Below are 20,830 nucleotides of genomic sequence, written 5' to 3'. Positions count from 1 at the left end.
GTCGCCATGCTCGACGAACCCACGCCCCCGCCGGCCGACTTCGGCCTCGTCCACCCTTTGAATCCCAACCTGGATCAAAGCCTGCTCCTGAGCGCTTTGGCGCGCAGCAATGATTGCCTTGAGCAATGGCTCGAACTCATGGCGCAGCACCCGCAGTCGCCACTCGATGCCAACTGGTGGAGCGCACGTGCGCACGGCACCGACCTGTCACGCCGGGCCCAGGCGGCCCGCCTGTACCGCCAGCATTTCGAGGCCTCGAGCCAACTGGCGTTCGCTCAGGGCAACCTGAGCGGCGAACAGATCAAAGTGCTGCTGGCGATCATCGATCCAGCCCTGTCGGAAGAGCAGCCCGACATCCAGGTCAGCCAACCCGCGCTAACGAGCACGGAGGGTCGGCGGGTCGAGCTCTCGGGGGCATTGGTCATCGGCCTCGATTCAACCCGGCCGGCAGCGCGATTGTTGTACCTGCCCTCAGGGCAACCGGCCTGGCGCACCTTTCAAACCCGTGACGCATTGGAGCGCTGGCTGATTGACCATCAGCCGCAATTGTTCGGCCAATCCCGGCTCGAAACAGACACCCCCGGCGTCGACTACACGGCTCTCGCCAAGCCCATTCTGCACACCGCTGCCGAATCGCTGCTGTCGCGGTTGTCCATCGCGCCCCTGGACCGGCAACGCAACGCAACGGTTTTTGCCGCGCCGCCCGACCTGCCGATGGCAAATACGAACGACAACAGTGCGCCATTCGGCCTGCTGACCCCGGACATTCCATTGGGCATGCGCCACAGTGCCCTGGCGCAACAGCAAAGGGCCTTGGAGAGCCTGCTCGGCCCGGACTTTCAAGGCGCCCCCAATGACCCGCGCCTGCAACGGCTGCAACAGCAACTCGACACGCTCACGACCGCCGAACAGGCCAGCAGCGCCGCCGCCACCGCGCTGTTGCACACCGACGCGCTAAAAATGCTGGAGCTGCGTCACCAGCCAAACCCGCACTACGCCGAGCTCTATCAGGCACGCCTGAGCGGGCTGCGCGCCGAGGCCGAGCTGCAATTGAGCCTGAATCAGATCAGCAGCGATGAACATCAATGGCTGACAAGCGTGCTCGACGCCCCCACTCAAACCCGCCCACAAGAACTGGTTGTCGCCCGGCTGACGCTGTCGGCCACCGACACCGAGGGCGAAACCACCCGCACGCAAGCCCAGGAACTGGACGGTGTGCTGGTATTTGCCCAGCCGTCTGCGTTGCTGCCGACCTCGACCCAGCCGCTGTTGCTCTACTGGCCCGGACGCTTCGGTGGCCTGCAACGCTTCGCCTCACGTCAGGCTCTGGAGCAAACGCTGTTCAACATGACGGGCAATGACCCGTCCCGAGCCTTGCACTACTCGGCATTGACCGGCGACCCGTTCGAATACGCGTTGCAGGCCCAGCTCTACACCTGTGAACAACAGGCAGCCCGACTGATTGCCGATAATCCCGTTCCGTCGCATGTCAACCAGCGTGCGGCGCAGCTGGATAACCTGCGGGAAAAAACCCACGCCCGCTTGACCGTGCCCATCGCCGCCGCCCGGGAACGGGCTTATGCGCAGATCATCGAGCAAAATCGTAGCAGCGCGCTGGCAGGTCAATTGCCATCGTGGCTCGACGCACCGACCGGCGCGCAACGCGAGCGACTCACGGGGTTGTTCAAGTCCTACCTCCGGGCGATGCAGCGTTCCCATGACCTGCTTGAGCGCGAGCTGCCCGCGCGGGAAGCCTTCAGCAAAAAAGCCATCGATGCCCGCCTGCGTCTGGAGTTCGGCCTCACACACAGCGTCGAGGTGCTACTGGATCTGCCGGACTCAACCACCTGGCAGAGAGTCGTGACTGACGGTGCCGCGCCGGGCACGCCGCAGAAAAGTGTGCTGATCGCCAGTCAACAGCGCAGCAAGCTGTCACTGGCCGAACTGGCGCAAAGCAACATCGATCAAGGGCTGGGGTGGCGACTGTCGTTCATGCAGGTCGAGATCAGCGGCGCTGACGAGACGCAACACCAGAAGCTCAAAACCGCCATCACCCTACCCTGGCTGCGCACGCTGGTCACCGAGCTGGACCTCGCCGGGAAATATGAAACGCTGATCCGCGAGACCTTCCTCGGCACCTCGACCGCGTCGGCTTTCAGCAACGAATACCGGCGTGAATGCCTGAGCGAACCGTGGCGCCTGATGCTCCGGCTGCAAGGCGAGTTCGCCCTGCTGCAACGACAGATCAGCGCCGACGGCCTGCACGTGCTGCAAATCGCCATCGACGCCCATACTCGCGACGCCTACGCGGCCAGCGGCAAGCGCATCGTACTGCTGCCGGCGCACCTGACCGTGGGCGGTGCAGACACGCAAAACCAGGGGCCCAGCACATTGGCCGGGGTGACCTTCATTGAGGAGCAGATCAGCGGCCTGACCCTGCTCTACCTGCCCGACAGCCCCGACGATCAATTCCTGCGCCAATACGATAGCCTCGAAGAAGCGCGCAACGCCCTGTTCAACCTGTGTCTGCACACACGCATGGTCAACTACCTGGCCGACCGCGCGTTGACCGGCGATATCGCCCACCACGTCAGCCGGATCAATCAGGCCCTGTTGAAAAACTTCGACGCCCTGATTGGCACAGGCATGGCTTGGCCGGCGACGACCTCTTTGGCGGCACACCTGCTCAATGTGCACATGGGCCGTTTGCTCGAAGCCCATCGCGCGACATCGCGCTCCAACGATGCCTTGTATCTTGAGCACGTCGCGTTACAGTCCGGCGCCATGTTCAACTACCTGAAAATGGCCGTCGGCATGGTGCCGTTCGTGGGGACTGCCGTGGCGTTGTATGACGCCTGGGGCAGCGCCAATCTGGCGGTTGCGGCTTTCTTGCGTGGGCATGTCGGTCATGGTCTGGCCGAAGTTGAAGCGGTGCTGTTGTCCTTGATTGACGCGGCGATGGATATCTTGACCGGTATCTCCGCAACGCCAAGTGCTGCTCGCACCGCCACGCGCCATCGTCAATGGCGCACCGTGGCCAAAAGCGCCGGGGCCTTGCAACCGCCAACGCAACGACAGGCCCGACACACCCTGGAACGCTTCAGAGGCTATGAATACGAACACGAGATTTCCCTGGCCGGCCTGCAACCAGGGACCGAAGGGGCCTATCGCAATGTCTATCGACACGCCGATGGCCACTTCATGATCAGCCAGGGCCGCGTCTATCGCATCGAACTGAGCGGCGATTCGCGCCAATGGCGTTTGCACGGCACCTGGGCCCGCCCCTACAAACAACCCATCGCCCTCGATGAGACCGGCCACTGGAATACCCATTACGCGGTGTACGGCACGGTGATCGAGGGTGGCGGCGTCGGTGGCGGCGCGGTGCTCGGGCACATGGCCGACGGGCTGGACCCGCTGTGGCCCGCCGCGATTCGCCGTTGGTTGCCGCGCTGGTGGACCGATCGTGCCCTGCGTCGCCAATTGACTCTGACCAACACTGCCGATGCGTACACCCGGCGACTCGAAACCCAGACCCGCAGCACCAATGCCGAACTGGAGCAGTACTTCGCCCTTGAACCCGGTCAACGCCAACCCGTGCGTGCCCGCGTTGATCTGGCCTGCGCAAACGACATCGAGATTGCACAACACCAGTACCTGAACCTGGAAGAACTGATGACGTTCAGCCATGGCCGAAAGCGCGTCATGATCGAAGACATTCAAAGTCGCTGCGCCTGGATCATCGTCGACCGCTCGATACGCCGGGTGATGCTGACCAAAGATCTTCTGGTGGAACACCTCAATCGTATCGACCAACTGATTGCCCGATCAGATACGACGCCGGCCACCGACACGGCCGCGCACTTGCGTCTGATGGCGCAACGCAAGGAGGTACGCAAAGACTTCCTCAAGGATTTTGATCAACTGCATGAGACGGTCCAGGAGGCCCATCGCTGGAATCGCCGGATCACCAATCGCGCGCAAAAATCGATGATGGCCGAGGACATCGCGAACTTGAGCGACAAGTTCAGCGACGCCAATTATTACTACCTGAAAACGGCGCACGTGCTGGAAATCATCACCCACTATGAAGCCGTTACCAATCTGTCCTGGGTTTACTTTCATGTGCAGATGAAGAAGACGCGCAACCTGGTCGGACGCGCCTTGCTGACCCAGCATCATCTGCCGGAAGTGCGCGCCAGCTTCACCCAACGCAATAAAGTGCTCGAAGACTGCCTGGCCACCTATGCCGAATTCCGCCGCAATCTCAGCGCGTGGGCGCTGGGTTACCCGCAGCACCTGGATCTGGAGCACGTCGCGGTGTTCCTCGACAACCTCGAGAAAGTGGAAGAATTCGCACGCCATGCCATCAAGAATCGGCCGTCCAACACACCGAACGAGGGACGGAGCGGCAAGCAACTCTTCGAAACCGAGGACAACCAACTGCTGATCGGCGTCGCCAGTACCGACGCGGCGACCCGGCAAAAGCGCTTCACCATCGAGGGTGTCGACGGCCACACGGAAACCTGGCTGCCTCGCTCCAGTGGCAAATATCACCTCAGCGAACCCGTCGGCAGTCCGCCGCCTCAACTGCAGACCGATGTCGGGCCGCTACTGGCGGAGGCCAGGACGCGGCTGGGTGCCGCCAACGCTTACCAAAACAGAGTCGAAGGTTATGCGCGGCAAAACATGCTGCCCGTCGACCTGGAGCACATGATGAGCAGCGAAGCCGCGGAGTTGACCCTGCGTGCCCAGGCCATCGAACGGCTCTCACCCACGGAGCCGGTTGCGCTGCAATTGCGTGGCCGGGCGGATGATTTTTTGCGCACCGGGCGCATGCTGCGAATTGATCAAAGCATGAACAGCAAAACCCCGACCGAGGGCTATCTGGACTATTTGCTGGGCCAACAGGTTGTGGATATCCGCAAGGAAGGCGGGCTGCGGGATTTGGGCAAGCGTGCGGACGGGCGCAGGGATTTTCTGCAGGAATATGAGGTGCGCGATCTGCGGGGCGAAACGGCGCGCACCTTATGGTATGCGCACTTCCACTATACCTCGGCCAAGCCCGCGTTCAACGAGTTCGTCAAAGGCCATTTGAAGTTGCCCGAGCAACGCAATCTGGGCCTGCAATGGCAGCAGGCCCAGGCCAGCAGCGGCGTGCAGGTCGAATCGATCTGGCGTGGAGACATCGGCAAACCGCTGGGAAACCAACACTTCTCCGCGCTCTGAACACCGCAAAACCGCAAAACCCTGTAGGAGCGAGCTTGCTCGCGATGGACTTGAGAACGCCACGTTTATCCAGCCAACACGCGTTATCGTTGGCGTCCATCGCGAGCGAGCTCGCTCCTACAGGGGATCGGGGTTACGCCAGCTGGCTGCGTAGCTGACGGGCTGCGGCGACCATGTTGACCAGTGCCGCTTCGGTTTCCGGCCAGGCGCGGGTTTTCAGGCCGCAGTCCGGGTTGACCCACAAGCGTTCGGCGGGAATGCGCTTCACCGCTTTGCTGATCAACTTGACCATCTCGGCGGTGTCCGGCACCCGTGGCGAGTGGATGTCATAGACACCCGGACCGATGTCGTTCGGGTAGTCGAAGGCTTCGAACGCTTCCAGCAACTCCATGTCCGAACGCGAGGTTTCGATGGTGATCACGTCGGCGTCCATCGCCGCGATGGCTTCGATCACGTCGTTGAATTCGCTGTAGCACATGTGGGTGTGGATCTGGGTTTCGTCACGCACACCACTGGCGCTCAAGCGGAAGGCTTCCACCGCCCAGTCCAGATATTCCTGCCATTGCGCCCGGCGCAGCGGCAAGCCTTCGCGGAACGCGGCTTCGTCAATCTGCACGATCTTGATGCCGGCGTTTTCCAGGTCGAGCACTTCGTCACGCAGGGCCAATGCCAGTTGCTGCGCCTGGACTTTGCGCGACACGTCTTCACGCGGGAACGACCACATCAGCATGGTCACGGGACCGGTGAGCATGCCTTTCATGACCTTGTCGGTCTGGCTCTGGGCGTAGGTGATCCAGTCGACAGTCATGGCTTTCGGGCGGCTCAGGTCGCCGTAGATGATCGCCGGTTTCACGCAACGGGAACCGTAGCTCTGGACCCAGCCGAACCGGGTGAACAGATAGCCGTCGAGTTGCTCGGCGAAGTACTCGACCATGTCGTTGCGTTCGGCTTCACCGTGCACCAGTACGTCCAGGCCCAGGCGTTCCTGGATTTGCACGGCGTGGCGGATTTCGTGGTGCATGGCGTCGGTGTAATCGTTGGCCGACAGCTTGCCTTGCTTGAAAGCCTGGCGCGCCAGGCGGATCGATCCGGTCTGTGGGAACGAGCCGATGGTGGTGGTCGGGAATGCCGGCAGTTGCAAACGTGCGCGCTGTTGCTCGATGCGTTTGGCAAACGGCGAATGACGTTGGCTGTCCGCAGGACTAACAGCAGCGATGCGCGCCTGCACCTCGGCTTTGTGGATACGTGGCGACTCGGCGCGGCTGACCTGAATGGCGCGGCTTTCGGCCAGGGCGGCTTGCACTTTCGGCGCTTGCGGGTCGTTCAGGGCATCGCGCAGCACGGCGATTTCGCCACACTTTTGCACGGCAAAGGCCAGCCAGCTTTTCAGTTCCGGGTCGAGTTTGTCTTCACGCTCCAGGTCCACCGGGCTGTGCAGCAACGAGCAGGAACTGCTGACCCACAGGTTGTCGCCAAAGCGTTCCTGGGCAAATTGCAGCTGGGCCAGCACCGGCTCCAGCTCACAGCGCCAGACGTTGCGACCGTTGACCAGGCCTACCGAGAGAACCTTGTAGGTCGGCAGCCGATCGAGCACGTGCAGCAGTTGATCCGGCGCCCGTACTGCGTCGATGTGCAAGCCTTGCACCGGCAGGCCTACGGCGAGGCCGAGGTTGTCTTGCAAACCGCTGAAGTAGGTCGCCACCAGTTTTTTCAGCGGCGAGTATTGAAGGATGTGGTAAGCGCGTTCGAAGGCGTTTTTCCATTCCTGCGGCAGGTCGAGGGTCAGGATCGGTTCGTCGATCTGCACCCACTCCATGCCTTGAGCGGCGAGGCGACCGAGGATTTCGCCGTAGATCGGCAGCAGGCGTTCCAGCAGGTCGAGCTTGTCGAAGTCGTTGCCCTTGGCCTTGCCCAGCCACAGGTAAGTCAGCGGGCCGATGATCACCGGTTTGACGGTGTGGCCCAGGGCCTTGGCTTCGTCGACTTCATCGAACAGCTGTTCCCAGCTCAGCTTGAACTGTTGGTCAGCGCTGAATTCGGGGACCAGGTAGTGGTAGTTGGTGTCGAACCACTTGGTCAGTTCCTGGGCGTATTGCGCCTTGGCGTGGTCACCGCCGCAGCATTTCGCCGTGGCGCCACGGGCCATGGCGAACAGGGTGTCGAGGGTCGGCAGGCCGCGCGAATCCTTGGCGCTGTCGAAACGCTCGGGAATCACACCGAAGGTCAAGGAATGGGTCAGGACCTGGTCGTACCAGGCGAAGTCGCCCACGGGCAACAGGTCGATGCCGGCATCTTTCTGCAATTGCCAGTGAGTGGCGCGCAATTGGCGGCCGACGCTGTTCAGCGCGTCCTGATTGAGATCGCCCTTCCAGTAGGATTCGAGGGCTTTTTTCAGTTCGCGGTCAGCGCCGATGCGTGGAAAACCGAGGGTGTGGGCCAAGGCCATGGTGAGTTTCCTCCCTGTAAAAGATGGCGCCATTATCGACAGCCCACTCAACATGAGACAAACTCAACCTTTTCGTGTTGATCACAAGTTTTCCTCATGGAGCCCCCGGTGCTTGAAATCCGTCACTTGAAGACCCTGCACGCCTTGCGTGAAGCCGATAGCCTGGTGGATGCAGCTGACCGCCTGCACCTGACCCAGTCGGCCCTGTCCCATCAGTTCAAGGAACTGGAGGAACGCATGGGCATGCCACTGTTTGTGCGCAAGACCAAACCGGTGCGTTTCACCAGCGCCGGTTTGCGCCTGCTGCAACTGGCCGACGCCACCTTGCCGTTGCTGCGTGGTGCCGAGCGCGACATCGCGCGGCTGGCCGGTGGCACCGCCGGGCGCTTGCACATGGCGATCGAGTGCCACAGTTGCTTTCAGTGGCTGATGCCGACCATCGACCAGTTCCGCGATGCCTGGCCGGAAGTCGAGCTGGACCTGGCCTCGGGCTTCTCCTTCGCCCCGCTGCCAGCCCTGGCCCGTGGCGACCTGGACCTGGTGGTGACGTCCGATCCGCTGGAACTGGCCGGGATCACTTACGTGCCGTTGTTCACCTACGAAGCAATGCTCGCGGTGGCCAACCAGCACCGTTTGGCGAGCAAGGCCTACATCGTCCCCGAGGATTTGCTCACCGAAACCCTGATCACTTACCCGGTGGAGCGTGATCGGCTGGACATCTTCACCCGCTTCCTCGAACCGGCCGACATCGAACCGGCGCAGGTCCGCACCTCGGAACTGACGGTGATGATGATGCAGTTGGTGGCCAGCGGGCGCGGCGTCTGCGGCATGCCGCACTGGGCGCTGCATGAATACAGCTCACGGGGTTACGTGAAGGGCAAGCGGCTGGGCGAGAAAGGATTGTTTGCGACGCTGTATGCCGGGATCCGCGCCGACATGCTGGACGCGCCGTACATGCGCGATTTTTTGCTGACCGCCAAAGACACATCGTTCTCGACACTCGACGGTGTCAGCGCCGTCCGCTAGCACACCACAGACCTGTAGGAGCGAGGCTTGCCCGCGAAAGGAACGCTGCGGTGTATCTGAGACACCGCGTTATCGTTCTTCGCGGGCAAGCCTCGCTCCTACACAATGATTGCCGCGTAACCGCTCCTACAGAATGATTGCCGCGTAACCGCTCCCCTGTAGGAGCGAGGCTTGCCCGCGAAGGCGGCTGCACATTCCATATCAATGTGTCAGGCAGAACGCTTTCGCGGGCAAGCCTCGCTCCTACAGGGGTTGCGGTGATCCTTAAAGTTCACGCCACATGTGGATTTTGTCGAAGTAGTCCTCGCCGACCCGCACCGCCAGCGGTTCGAGGCCGAACTGGATGAAGCCGCAGCGCTGGTAGAGGTTGAACGCCGCTTCGTTGCCGGCGGTGACGGTCAGCTGAATCAGCCTCAAGCCTTGGTGGTTTTGCGCCTCAGCCAAAGCAGCCTGCACCAGCTGATAACCGAGCCCGCGCTGACGGACCTTGCCGGACACGTACATGCCGAACAGCGTCGCCTTGTGCCGGGCTTTTTCCCGGGGCTCGAAGGCCAGGCCAACAATGCCCGCCAGCTGCCCTTCCTCGAACGCCCCGAGCACCACGTCGAGTTTGCTGGTCAGGCGCGATTCCCACCAACTCAACGGCATCGCCGCGCGTTCGCGCACGCTGGAGGTAAACGCCTGGGGGTGAAGGTCGTAGGCTTCGAGCATCAGCGCCCGATAATCCAGGGCATGACTGGCATCAAGCCGCTCAATCCACATGGTCACGCCATCCGACGTTGTTCAATCATCAGCCGCACCGCCAGCGCAGACAGTACGAACCCCATGAAATAGCGCTGCACCGAAAGCCAGGTCGGATTATTGACGAACCACGAGGCGATGCCGGCGGCGAACAGCGCGATCAGCAGGTTAACGCTGAAACTGACGCCAATCTGGGTCAGGCCCAGCACAATGCTCTGGGTGAACACCAAACCGTGCTCCGGCGTGATGAACTGCGGAAACACCGACAGATAAAACACCGCGATCTTCGGGTTCAGCGCACTGGTCAAAAAGCCCATGGTGATCAGTTTGCGCGAGGAGTCCGGTGGCAACTGTTGCGCTTCGAACGGTGAACGCGCGCCCGGCTTGACCGCCTGCCAGGCCAGCCACAACAAGTACAGCGCGCCGGCCCACTTCAGCACTTCATAGGCCATCGGCACCGCCAGAAACACCGCCGTCAACCCGGCCGCCGCCGCGAACAGGTGCACGAAAAACCCGGCGACCACACCGAGCAACGAGGTCACTCCGGCCTTGCGCCCCTGGCAGATCGAGCGGGAGATCAGGTAGATCATGTTCGGCCCCGGCGTCAGCACCATCAGCAGTGCGGCCGCGGCGAAGATCAGCAAGTCTTGAAGCGGGATCATGGCGGTTCCTTTGCGTAAATGATCAGGCAGTCGCGATCAGCGAAGCACGATAAAACGGCAGGATCAGGTCCCGTGTCAATGGCGCCAGACTGAGATCGCCGTCAGTGGCCGGGTCGATCCAGCGCACCTCTTCGATCTCGGCGGCCGGGGTGACGTCGGAATCGATGGTCAGCAGAAAGAGTTCGGCCTGTACGACAAAACCCGGCTCGTTGGCCGCCGGTGCCGAGAACTGCCCGAGGTAGGAGGCATGCGCCGGATCGACGACCAGGCCTAACTCTTCTTCCAGTTCGCGGGCCAGGGCGTGGGCCGGTTGCTCATGGGCTTCGATCTTGCCACCGGGTTGCATGAAGGCCTCGGTGCCGCGCTTGCGCACCAGCAGCGTGCGGCCGTCCGGGCCGATCAACAGGGCGGCGGCGATGCGGATGAGGTGTGGGGAGGTAGCGGATGAAAGCGTCATGGATCTGAATCGGCCTAGGGTGAAAGGCGCAAAGGATCACATGGGCGAAGGGGCCTCGTCACCCCGAAAAATCAGCAGGCCATCCGCCAATCCCTGTGGGAGCGGGCTTGCTCGCGAATGCGGTTTAGCATTCAACATTGTTGATGGCTGACACACCGCATTCGCGAGCAAGCCCGCTCCCACATTGGTTCAGTGGAGTATCTGGAAAAGCTAGCCGGCTTCGAGAATCGCGCCTTCTTCTTCCGGGATTTTTACGAAGATGCTGTATTTCGCACCTTCCATGGATTCAAACGCGATCAGCTTCTCCACCAATGGCCCGTTCAGCACCTTGCCGGCATTGAGCAGCAGCATGCCGTTGTCGGCATTGAGATTGCGCGCCAGGATCATGCCCGCCGCCACTTCTCGCGTGGTCAACACCTTGACCGATGGATCGGCCAGCGAAACATCGCTCTGGTACGCGGCGCAGACCTGAATGAAGTCCTCGACCATCTCGGGGTCGTAAAGCTTGCCGGCATAGTTGCGGATGTAGACCAGCGCTTCATCGCTGTTCATCTGCCGTTCGAGGATCAGCCCGCGCTGCAACTCGATGAAATCCACGGCCAGTTTCAACAGCCGCGAACCGAACGGAATCGCCTCGCCCTTGAGCCGGTCGGGGAAACCGCTGCCGTCCCAGCGCTCCTGATGGTGAAGGATCAGACGGGCGGCGTCCTTCATCGGGTCGAGGGTCATCAACAGCGACTCGCTCTGCTTCGGGTAACCGCGATAGCGCTCGCGGTCATTGTGGTGCAGCAGGTCCGACGGCGCGGTCATCATGCTGTCGGTCCAGCTCAGCTTGCCGATGTTGTAGAGCGCGGCGGCCATGGCCAGGTCGCGGCTGCTGGCTTCGTCCAGCCCATGAAGTTTGCAGTGCACCCGCACCAGCTCGATGATCTGGCGGTTGGTCTGTTTGGCCGGCGGCAAGCGCAGGTTGGCCAGCAAGGAGAACACCTCGGTGCCGGTGACATAGCTGTGCTTGAGCTCTTCGTAGGCCAGGTCGAGCATGTCGGCGGTCTGCTGGAGTTCGGCCGTGCGCGCGGCGACGTGTTTTTCAAGCGTGGTATTGAGCGACTTCAATTGGTCGTTCTGCTGCCGGGTCAGCAACTCCAGGCGCTGGCGCTCGCGCTCCGAGTGCTGATGCGCCAGGGCCTGGCGCAAGGTCAGGAGGATTTCCTCGTCATTCCAGGGTTTGCTGATGTAGCGGTGGATCTGCCCTTCGTTGATGGCTTTGATGATCGTCGGCAGGTCGGCGTAGCCGGTCAGCAGGATGCGCGTGGTGGTCGGGTAGCGCTTATGGATATGGCCCAGCAACGTGGCGCCGTCCATGTTGGGCATGCGCGCGTCACTCATCACCAGGTCGATGGGCTGTTGCGCCATGATTTCCAGGGCCTGGGCACCGCTGGTGGCCAGCAGCGCCTCGAAGGGCTGGCCGCGTAACAGGCGACGCAGGCTGTTGAGGATTGACTCCTCATCATCGACCAGCAGCACCTTGGGTTTATCGGTCAAAGTCGTGGGGAGTTGCTCTTCCATGGCGTCACCTCAAGTGAAACAGCTACCGCTTCGTGTCAGGCTTCGGGCAAACATCCCCTATTGCTGGAGCCTGAACTACAGGCTAGATGATTTTCCGCCGGTCCCGGGAATTCATTCGCCTCATTCGGATGAGCGAAGTGCCAGTCAGAGGACTATGCTCTGATCACTCGGATCCATAATCTGTACGTTCGGCCAGGTGATCAGGGAAAGGATGCCCCCTATGCGCACACCGCACCAAACCGTTGGTCGCCGCGTATGTCGATAAATACGCTACTGGCGCGGACCAACCGTCGGATTCTCATCGTCGATGACACCGCCTCTATTCATGAGGATTTCTTCAAGATCCTCAGCCCGCCATCGATCGATGACGACCGCCTGACCAGCGCCGAAAACGCCCTGTTCGGCACCCCGGCGGCGATATCGCTGCAAAGTTTCGTGCTCGATTCGGCGTTCCAGGGCCTCGAAGCCCTGGACAAGGTCGAGACGGCGCTGGCCAACGACCTGCCCTACGCGATGGCCTTCATCGACATGCGCATGCCACCGGGCTGGGACGGGCTGGAAACCATCGAGCGGCTATGGCAGGTCGATCCCAAGCTGCAAGTGGCGCTCTGCACCGCCTATTCCGATTATTCCTGGGAAGACATCGACGAGCGCCTGGAGCTGGGCGATCGCCTGCTGATTCTGAAAAAACCGTTCGACGCCATCGAAATTCGCCAAATGGCCAGCGCATTGACCGCCAAGTGGCAAATGACCGAAGACGCAGCGCTGAAGATGTCGCTGCTCGAACAAGCGGTCGAGGAGCGCACCCGGGAGCTCTCCGATGCCAACATCATTGTGCAAAACAGCCCGACCATCCTGTACCGGCTGCGCGGCGAACCGTCGTTCCCGCTGATGTATATCTCCCACAACATCACCAAGTACGGGCACATCGCCGCGAATCTGGTGGCCTCGGCCAACTGGGCTCAGGAACTGGTCCACCCCGACGATCAAGTGAAAGTCGACACCGCCATGGCCCGGGTGCTGGACCGCCATGCGGCCGGGGCGTCCATCGAGTTTCGCCTGCGCACCGGCGCAGGTGCCTGGCGCTGGGTGGAAAACCGCTACATCCCGGTGCGTGATGACGAAGGCCGCTTGCTCGAAGTCGAAGGCATCATTATCGACATCACCGAGCGCAAGGTGGCCGAAGAGAAAATCGCCCTGCTGGCGCGCACCGACGGGCTCACCGGACTGGCCAACCGCGCGACGCTGATCGAACGGCTGCACCAGGCCTTCGCTGCTGCACGTCGAGGGGCGACACCGTTCGCGATCTTTTATCTGGACCTGGATCACTTCAAACGGATCAACGATACCCTCGGGCACCCGGTGGGCGATCTGTTACTGCAAGAAGTCGCCCGGCGGATGAAGGCCTGCGTGCGCGAGAACGATGTCGTCGCCCGCCTCGGCGGTGACGAGTTCGCGATACTGCAACTGGACGTCAGCGACCCGACCCACTCCGCGGCCCTGGCCGCCAAGGTCCGCGATGCGCTGGTGCTGCCCTACCCCCTGAGCGGCAACGACGTGCGGGTTTCGGTCAGCATCGGCATCAGCAGTTACAGCGCGGCGTGCACCAGCGCCGACGGGCTGCTGACCCAGGCGGACATGGCGCTTTATCGCTCCAAGGAGAAGGGCCGCAACCAGTACCACTTCCACTCCGAGGAGATCAATCAGGAGGTGGTCGAGCGCATGGCCATCGCCAGTGATTTGCGCGAGGCCATTGAACACAACGAACTCGAACTGCATTACTGGCCGGAAGTCGACCTGAGCAGCGGCAAGATCCTTGGCATGGAAGCGCAGGTCACCTGGAACCACCCCGAGCGCGGTCTGCTCGACGCCGCGGCGTTCCTGCCCGCCGCCGAGAAGACCGGCACCATCGTTGCCCTCGGTCACTGGGTGCTGGATCGCGCCTGCCAACAGATGCGCCAGTGGCGCGACGCAGGCATGGCACCGCCGGTGATTGCGATCAAGTTGTCGCTGGCGCAACTCAAGAGTGGCCCCGAGCTGATCTATGACGTGCTGCGCACCACCGCACGCTGGGAACTGTGCCCGTGGGACCTGCGCTTCGACGTCACCGAGGCGACGCTGGCCCAGACCAAATGGACCCACAACGATGTGCTGCCACGCCTCCGCGAGCTGGGGGTGAAGATCGCCATCGACGACTTCGGCACCGAATATTCTTCGTTCGACTACCTCAAGACTTATCAGGTCAATCACCTGAAGCTCGCCCAGGCCTTCATCGACACCGCCGCCCGCGACCCGGCCAGCGCCAACACGTTGCGCGCCATTATCAACTTCGCTCGGGAAGTCGGGATCGGAATCATCGCCGAAGGTGTCGAAACCCAGGAACAGCGCAGTTCGCTGATGGCCACCGGCTCGCCGATGAACGCCCAGGGTTACTTCTTCAGCAAAGCCGTCAGCAGCCAGCAGGCCGCCGAGCTGTTGAAAGCCGGGAGCATCGTGCCCGCCCACCGCGACATCGGGCCGATTCTGGACAACCCGCCACGCTTCACGGAGGACAAGGAATGAAAACGCCTTTCGTGCGGACCAATCGGCGCATTCTGATCGTGGACGACACGCCTTCGATCCATCAGGACTTTCGCAAGATCCTCGGCCCCGAAACCGAGGGTGAACAAAATCTGGCCGGTACGGAAGAAGCCTTGTTCGGCACAATGCAGCTTGACCGGCTGACGTTCCAGCTTGACTCGGCCTATCAGGGCCAGGAAGCCCTCGAACTGGTTACGCAGGCGCTGGCCGAAGGTCGCCCCTACGCCTTGGTGTTCACCGACATGCGCATGCCACCGGGCTGGGACGGCCTGGAAACCATCGAACAACTGTGGAAGGCCGACCCGCACCTGCAAATCGCGCTGTGCACGGCCTATTCCGATTACACCTGGGAAGCCATGGCCGAACGGCTGGAATTCGGCGACCAGTTGCTGGTCCTGAAAAAACCCTTCGACAGCCTGGAAATACGCCAGATGGCCAGTGCCCTGACCTGGAAATGGCAGATGGCCCAGGACGCGGCAATGAAGGTGCTCAGCCTGGAGCAAACCATCGAGGCGCGGGTCCACGAACTGCTCAAGGTCTCGCACCTGTTGCAGTACGACGTGTTGACTGAATTGCCCAACAGCACCTTGCTCGGTGACCGCTTGAACCAGTCCCTGGCCTTGTCTCGACGCCATGACAAGCAGCTGGCGGTGATGTTTCTGGGGCTCGATCGCTTCAAGCGCATCAACAATGCCTTGGGGCATCCGGCTGGTGACGAGATGCTCAAACAAGTCGGGCGAAATCTGGTGGCGACGGTGCGTGAGTCCGATTCGGTGTTTCGCTACGGTTCCGACGAATTCGTGGTGATCCTCGGCGACATCCGCCACCCCCAGCAGACCAAGGGCATCGCCGAAAAACTTTTGCACGCCATCCGCGCACCGCAGCACATCGCCGGGCATGACCTGAGCGTGACCGCCAGCCTGGGCATCAGCATTTATCCCGACGACGGCTTTGATGCCATCGCGCTGATCAAGAAAGCCGAAACCGCGATGCGCAACGTCAAGGAAAGCGGCCCGAACGATTTCAGTTTTTTCATCGACGAAATGAACCAGCGCGCCCGGGATCAGCAAAGCATCGAGACCGGCATCCGCCTGGGGCTTGAGCGCAACGAGTTTGTCCTGCATTACCAACCCAAACTGGACTTGGGCAGCGGCCAGGTGGTCGGTGCCGAGGCCTTGATTCGCTGGCAAAAACCGGGGCAAGGTCTGGTCTACCCGTCGGAGTTCATCAGTGTCGCCGAAGACAGCGGCCTGATTGTGCCGCTGAGCAAATGGGTGCTGGCCGAAGCCTGCCGACAAGCCTGCGCCTGGCAGGCCGCCGGGCTGCCGAAGATTTGCATGTCGGTGAACATGTCGGCGATCGATTTCCGTCAGCGCGACTTTGTCGACGGCATCGAACAGACACTGGCAAAAACCGGCCTGGAACCGGCGTTGCTGGAACTGGAAATTACCGAAGGCGTGTTGATGCAGAACATCGACACCACCGTAAACGCCCTGACCCGCCTCAAGGAATTGGGGGTGCGCCTGGCCATCGATGACTTTGGTACCGGCTATTCCAGCCTAAGTTACCTGCGGCGTTTTCCCATCGATGTGCTGAAAATCGACCAGTCGTTCATTCGCGGCTTGAGCAGCGACAGCAATGACGCCGCACTGGTCAGCGCGATCATCAGCCTGGGCCGCAGCCTCAACCTGACCATCATCGCCGAAGGGGTGGAAACCCTCGAACAACTGGATTTCCTCAAATCCCATCAATGTGAAGAGGGCCAAGGGTATTACTTCAGCAAAGCCGTGGAGCCGGACGCCTTCGTGCAGTACCTGAGGTCCGTAAAACTTCCCCCATCCGCAGTCAAGTGAACGATGCGAAACGACACACCGGCCATTAGCCAAGGAATCATCAGATGTCGTCCTCCTTCCACCGCCTGCTCATGGCGCCGCTACTCGGACTCTGCCTGAACGCCAAGGGCGCGCCGCTGGATGAGCCGCTCAAACCGCTGCCGGCGGTGCCGCAGCAGAACCCGTTGCGGGTCGAACTCGGTCGCCTGTTGTTCAACGAACCTCGCTTGTCGGTCAACGGCAGCCTGTCTTGCGCCAGTTGTCATCGACTGGAAAGCGGCGGCGCCGACGACAAGGACTTTTCCATTGGTTTTGCCGGCCTTCCGGTGGCGATCAATACCCCGAGCGTGTTCAACGCCAGCCTGAACTTCCGGCAATTCTGGAACGGCCGGGCCGACACCCTGGAAACCCAGATCCATGATGTGGTGCAAAGCCCCAGCGAAATGGGCAGCAACTGGGACCACGTGGTACAGACACTGACGGCCGATCCGGCTTACCAGGCGTCGTTTGGCCACGCTTACCCGGATGGCGTGACCATGAAGAATGTGCAAAACGCCCTGGCCAGCTACGAGCGCACCTTGATCAGCACCAATTCTCGTTTCGACCAATACCTGCAAGGCAACACCGACATTCTCAGCATCGAAGAGAAGTACGGCTACCAACGCTTCAAGGAGTACGGCTGCATTGCCTGCCATCAAGGCGTGAACATCGGCGGCAACATGTTCCAGAAGTTCGGGGTCATGGGCGACTACTTCCAGACGCGGGGCAACCCGACCCAAACCGATCTGGGACGTTATCTGGTGACCCAGGATGAAGAGGATCGCAACGTGTTCAAGGTGCCGAGCCTGCGCAACGTCGCGGTGACCGCGCCGTACTTTCACGACGCCTCGGCGAAAACCCTGGAGGACGCGGTGGACGTGATGTTCAAGTTTCAGCTCGGGCGCATTCCCTCTGACGAGGACAAGACCCTGATCATCCAATTCCTCAAGACCCTCACCGGTGAATGGGGAGGCAAACCCTTATGAAAATGTCCCGCCTGCGCAGCCTCGCACTGTTGAGTGTCGTCGCCCTGATACTGGCTTCGACGCTGCTGTTCCTGTACCTCAAATCCAACTCGAACCAGACGACGACCTACGCCGAATCCCGAGACCTGATCGGGCGGATCAAACAGCTGAACGCGCAATGGGAAACCGAGATCCTCAAGGCCAGGATCGCCATCAGTCACAACTACGATCCGCTGGTCGCGCCGCTGACCGAGATGACGCAACTGTGGGAACGGTTCGATACGATGGAGTCGAACCACGGCCGTAACGACACGCCCGCCTGGCGCGCCGGCCATGACGCCTACCTGAGCGCCATCCAGGAAAAGACCCGCCTGGTGGAACAATTCAAGTCCCACAACGCGGTGCTGCGCAACTCGCTGGCGTTCCTGCCGACCGCCGAAGATGACATTCAGGAACCCTTGGCCCAACTGCAAGACGGCGACAAACTGCAACTGCAGAACATCGCCACGGATACCTATGACTTGGTGCTCAGCACCATGGAATTTTCCATGGTCACCTCGGATGACAAGGCGGCCGAAATCCTGGTGGGTTTGAACAAACTGGGGGTGAACAAACTGCGACTGCCGGAGCAGTTCCACAGCCCGCTCGATATTCTGAGCAACCACATCGGTCTGATTATGCGTGAGCAACCGGTGGTCAACCGTTTACTGGAAAACATCGAAGACATTCCCGTGGCCGAACGCCTGGACGACATCACCAGCCTGCTGAACACCGACCAGCAGCAGGCCGATGCGGTCGACCAACGCTATCACTTCTACATGCTGGTGTTTTCGGTGCTGCTGGTGCTGCTGCTGGTGTACCTGGCTATTCACCTGATGCGCAGCTTCACCGAGATCAATCGCGTCAACAAAGCCCTGAAAACCGCCAACGACGACCTGGAGCTGCGGGTTGAAGAGCGCACCCGCGAACTCAGGGATACCCAAAGCGAACTGCTCGACACCGCGCGCCAGGCCGGCATGGCGGAGATCGCCACCAATGTGTTGCACAACGTCGGCAACGTGCTCAACAGCGTGAACATTTCGGCCGATCTGGTCAGCCGCAAAGTGCGCGCCAGCAAGGCGCAGGGCCTCGGCAAGGCGATGCAGCTGATCAATCAGCATCAAGACGACCTCGGGACTTTCCTGACTCAGGATGAGAAAGGCAAGTTGTTGCCCGGCTACTTGAATCAACTGGTGGAGGCCATTGCCCTCGAACAGCAAGGCATGACCGACGAACTTGCGCAGTTGAGCAAAAGCGTCGACCACATCAAGGACATCGTCGCCACCCAGCAGTCGTACGCCGGCGCCAACAGCTTGATGGAACCGCTGCACATCAGTGAATTGCTGGAGGATGCGCTGCGGATGAACTCCGGCGCCCTGACCCGGCACCACGTCACGGTGGTCAAGGATTACAGCGACGTACCACAGGTGATGGGCGACAAGCACCGGTTGCTGCTGATCCTGATCAACCTGATCAGCAACGCCAAATACGCGATGTCCGAGCTCAGCGATCGCCCACGGCAAATGACCCTCGGGGTAAAAATCGTCGAAGACACGACCTTGCAAGTCAGCGTCAAGGATGACGGCGAAGGCATTGCCGAGGAAAACATGACGCGGATCTTTGCCCATGGTTTTACCACGCGCAAAGAGGGTCACGGCTTCGGCCTGCACAGCTGCGCCCTGGCCGCCATCGAGATGAACGGCCACCTTACCGCCCATAGCGACGGCCCCGGCAAGGGCGCGTTGTTCACCTTGCAGATCCCGCTGAAAACCGTCACGGAGGATGCATGAACGCGCCGTCCAATCGACGCATTCTGCTGATCGACGACACGCCGTCCATTCATGTGGATTTCCGCAAGATTCTCACGCCGACGCCGGCACCGACCGTCGAACTGGACGAGATGGAAGCCGCGCTGTTCGGCGGCACCGTGAAATCCGCCAGCGTCCTGTTCGAGCTGGATTCGGCGTACGGCGGACAAGAGGGGCTGGGCAAACTCAAATGGGCCTTGCAGGAACATCGGCCCTACGCGCTGGCTTTCGTTGACATGCGCATGCCCGAGGGCTGGGACGGCGCGCAGACCATCGAACATTTATGGCAGGCAGACCCCCGCCTGCAAGTGGTGGTGTGCACCGCCTATTCCGACTATTCCTGGGATGAACTGCTCGACCGTTTGCAGGCGCACGATCGCCTGCTGATTCTGAAAAAGCCGTTCGACAACATTGAAGTCCAGCAGATGGCCAACACCCTGCTGACCAAATGGGACATGACCGAACGGGCCAGTGTGCAGATGGACGATTTGGGGCAGATGGTCGAACGCCGAACCCGGCAACTCAGCGAAACCAGCGTTGAGTTGCAGCGAGAAATCGACGAGCGCAAACAGCTTGAATCGCAGCTGGTGCAATCGGAAAAACTCGCCTCATTGGGGCAACTCGCGGCGGGCGTCGCCCATGAAATCAACAACCCGATTGGCTTCATTTCCTCCAACCTCGGTTCCCTCGATGGCTACTTCAAGCAACTGCAGGAAATGCTCGACGCGTACCGGGACGCAGAAGAAGCGATTGGTTCGACTGAGCTCGTCGAGCGATTACGACAGCTGCGCGATAAGGTCGAACTGGAGTTCCTGCGCGAAGACATTCCACTGCTGATCAAGGAATCCAAGGACGGCATCAGCCGGGTCGGGCAGATCGTCAAGGACCTCAAGGACTTCTCCCGCGTGGACTCCAGCCAGGAGTGGCAGTGGGCGAATGTGCAGCAAGGCATCGAGTCGACCCTGAACATTGTCGCCAACGAACTGAAGTACAAGGCCGATGTGGTGAAGGATTATCAGCCGCTGCCCGAGATTGAATGCCTGCCATCGCAAATCAATCAGGTGATCATGAACCTGATCGTCAACGCCTCCCAAGCCATCGGCCCGGCGCGCGGCACCCTGACCCTGCGCACCGGGGTCGAGGCTGAAACGGTATGGATCGAAGTCGCCGACACCGGTGCCGGTATTACCCCGGAGCACCTGAAGAAAATCTTCGATCCGTTCTTCACCACCAAACCGGTGGGCCAGGGGACGGGGCTTGGGTTGTCCTTGTCGTATGGCATCGTGAAGAAACACCGGGGGGATATTTCGGTGCGCAGTGAACTGGGTGTGGGCACCACGTTTCGGGTGCAGTTGCCGATCCACCAAACAAAACCCGCCGCCTGAACACCATTCAAATGTGGGAGCAGGCTTGCTCGCGAAGAGGCCGTGTCAGTCACTT

Annotated in this window: 12 protein-coding genes; 7 read left to right on the top strand and 5 right to left on the bottom strand. The window is 61.0% G+C overall.

The annotated features are described in order from the left end of the window. Positions 1–6 precede the first annotated feature (6 nt). Positions 7–5,229 (top strand): dermonecrotic toxin domain-containing protein, encoded by a 5,223-nt coding sequence (locus tag ACIPL2_RS24845; protein WP_401360751.1) that lies wholly within the window; start codon positions 7–9, stop codon positions 5,227–5,229. A 133-nt stretch (positions 5,230–5,362) separates the two neighbouring features. On the opposite strand, the gene metE is transcribed toward ACIPL2_RS24845, so the two are convergent. Further along, positions 5,363–7,675: a 5-methyltetrahydropteroyltriglutamate--homocysteine S-methyltransferase gene (gene metE, locus ACIPL2_RS24840; RefSeq protein WP_401360749.1), complete on the bottom strand. Its 2,313-nt coding sequence runs from the start codon at positions 7,673–7,675 to the stop codon at positions 5,363–5,365. Positions 7,676–7,783: 108 nt separating this feature from the next. Between metE and metR the strand changes: the two genes are divergently transcribed. Continuing rightward, positions 7,784–8,701, top strand: a complete 918-nt coding sequence (metR, locus tag ACIPL2_RS24835) for a transcriptional regulator MetR (RefSeq protein WP_401360747.1) — start codon at positions 7,784–7,786, stop codon at positions 8,699–8,701. A 264-nt stretch (positions 8,702–8,965) separates the two neighbouring features. Here the strand turns inward: metR and ACIPL2_RS24830 are convergent, their stop codons facing one another. The 4 genes from ACIPL2_RS24830 to ACIPL2_RS24815 form a co-directional block, all read right to left on the bottom strand. Beyond that, positions 8,966–9,463 (bottom strand): GNAT family N-acetyltransferase, encoded by a 498-nt coding sequence (locus ACIPL2_RS24830; RefSeq protein WP_401360832.1) that lies wholly within the window; start codon positions 9,461–9,463, stop codon positions 8,966–8,968. 2 nt (positions 9,464–9,465) lie between these two features. Further along, positions 9,466–10,104, bottom strand: coding sequence for a LysE family translocator (locus ACIPL2_RS24825; RefSeq protein WP_401360745.1), 639 nt, complete (start codon positions 10,102–10,104; stop codon positions 9,466–9,468). Positions 10,105–10,126: 22 nt separating this feature from the next. Then, positions 10,127–10,561 carry an NUDIX domain-containing protein gene (locus ACIPL2_RS24820; RefSeq protein ID WP_401360743.1) on the bottom strand — a complete coding sequence of 145 codons (435 nt, stop codon included), beginning with the start codon at positions 10,559–10,561 and terminating at the stop codon, positions 10,127–10,129. A gap of 210 nt (positions 10,562–10,771) precedes the next feature. Beyond that, a complete protein-coding gene (locus ACIPL2_RS24815) occupies positions 10,772–12,127 on the bottom strand; it encodes an HD domain-containing phosphohydrolase (protein WP_401360741.1) in 1,356 nt (451 codons plus the stop codon). Between the two features lie 255 nt (positions 12,128–12,382). Between ACIPL2_RS24815 and ACIPL2_RS24810 the strand changes: the two genes are divergently transcribed. The 5 genes from ACIPL2_RS24810 to ACIPL2_RS24790 are packed head-to-tail and all read left to right on the top strand — an operon-like array spanning position 12,383 to position 20,775. Beyond that, a complete protein-coding gene (locus ACIPL2_RS24810; RefSeq protein ID WP_401360739.1) occupies positions 12,383–14,689 on the top strand; it encodes an EAL domain-containing protein in 2,307 nt (768 codons plus the stop codon). Further along, positions 14,686–16,560, top strand: coding sequence for a putative bifunctional diguanylate cyclase/phosphodiesterase (locus tag ACIPL2_RS24805; protein WP_401360737.1), 1,875 nt, complete (start codon positions 14,686–14,688; stop codon positions 16,558–16,560). The genes ACIPL2_RS24810 and ACIPL2_RS24805 overlap by 4 nt, the downstream gene beginning before the upstream one ends. A gap of 44 nt (positions 16,561–16,604) precedes the next feature. Then, positions 16,605–17,564 (top strand): cytochrome-c peroxidase, encoded by a 960-nt coding sequence (locus tag ACIPL2_RS24800; protein ID WP_401360735.1) that lies wholly within the window; start codon positions 16,605–16,607, stop codon positions 17,562–17,564. Then, entirely contained in the window at positions 17,561–19,372 is a 1,812-nt protein-coding gene (locus ACIPL2_RS24795) for a DAHL domain-containing protein (protein WP_401360733.1), read from the top strand. Before ACIPL2_RS24800 ends, ACIPL2_RS24795 begins: the two co-directional genes overlap by 4 nt. After that, positions 19,369–20,775, top strand: a complete 1,407-nt coding sequence (locus tag ACIPL2_RS24790) for an ATP-binding protein (protein ID WP_401360731.1) — start codon at positions 19,369–19,371, stop codon at positions 20,773–20,775. The genes ACIPL2_RS24795 and ACIPL2_RS24790 overlap by 4 nt, the downstream gene beginning before the upstream one ends. Positions 20,776–20,830 lie beyond the last annotated feature (55 nt).

It is taken from the genome of Pseudomonas sp. NPDC086251, assembly GCF_044746405.1.
Lineage (GTDB): Bacteria > Pseudomonadota > Gammaproteobacteria > Pseudomonadales > Pseudomonadaceae > Aquipseudomonas.
Note: the sequence above shows the minus strand (reverse complement) of the source record. Positions and strands in the feature narration are given on the sequence as shown.

Excerpts from the sequence above, each read along its gene's own strand:
- ACIPL2_RS24795 (WP_401360733.1), top strand. The coding sequence starts at position 17,561 with ATGAAAATGTCCCGCCTGCGCAGCCTCGCACTGTTGAGTGTCGTCGCC.
- metE (WP_401360749.1), bottom strand. The coding sequence starts at position 7,675 with ATGGCCTTGGCCCACACCCTCGGTTTTCCACGCATCGGCGCTGACCGC.
- ACIPL2_RS24845 (WP_401360751.1), top strand. The coding sequence starts at position 7 with ATGCTCGACGAACCCACGCCCCCGCCGGCCGACTTCGGCCTCGTCCAC.
- ACIPL2_RS24825 (WP_401360745.1), bottom strand. The coding sequence starts at position 10,104 with ATGATCCCGCTTCAAGACTTGCTGATCTTCGCCGCGGCCGCACTGCTG.
- ACIPL2_RS24805 (WP_401360737.1), top strand. The coding sequence starts at position 14,686 with ATGAAAACGCCTTTCGTGCGGACCAATCGGCGCATTCTGATCGTGGAC.
- ACIPL2_RS24810 (WP_401360739.1), top strand. The coding sequence starts at position 12,383 with ATGTCGATAAATACGCTACTGGCGCGGACCAACCGTCGGATTCTCATC.
- ACIPL2_RS24800 (WP_401360735.1), top strand. The coding sequence starts at position 16,605 with ATGTCGTCCTCCTTCCACCGCCTGCTCATGGCGCCGCTACTCGGACTC.
- ACIPL2_RS24815 (WP_401360741.1), bottom strand. The coding sequence starts at position 12,127 with ATGGAAGAGCAACTCCCCACGACTTTGACCGATAAACCCAAGGTGCTG.
- ACIPL2_RS24830 (WP_401360832.1), bottom strand. The coding sequence starts at position 9,463 with ATGTGGATTGAGCGGCTTGATGCCAGTCATGCCCTGGATTATCGGGCG.
- ACIPL2_RS24790 (WP_401360731.1), top strand. The coding sequence starts at position 19,369 with ATGAACGCGCCGTCCAATCGACGCATTCTGCTGATCGACGACACGCCG.
- ACIPL2_RS24820 (WP_401360743.1), bottom strand. The coding sequence starts at position 10,561 with ATGACGCTTTCATCCGCTACCTCCCCACACCTCATCCGCATCGCCGCC.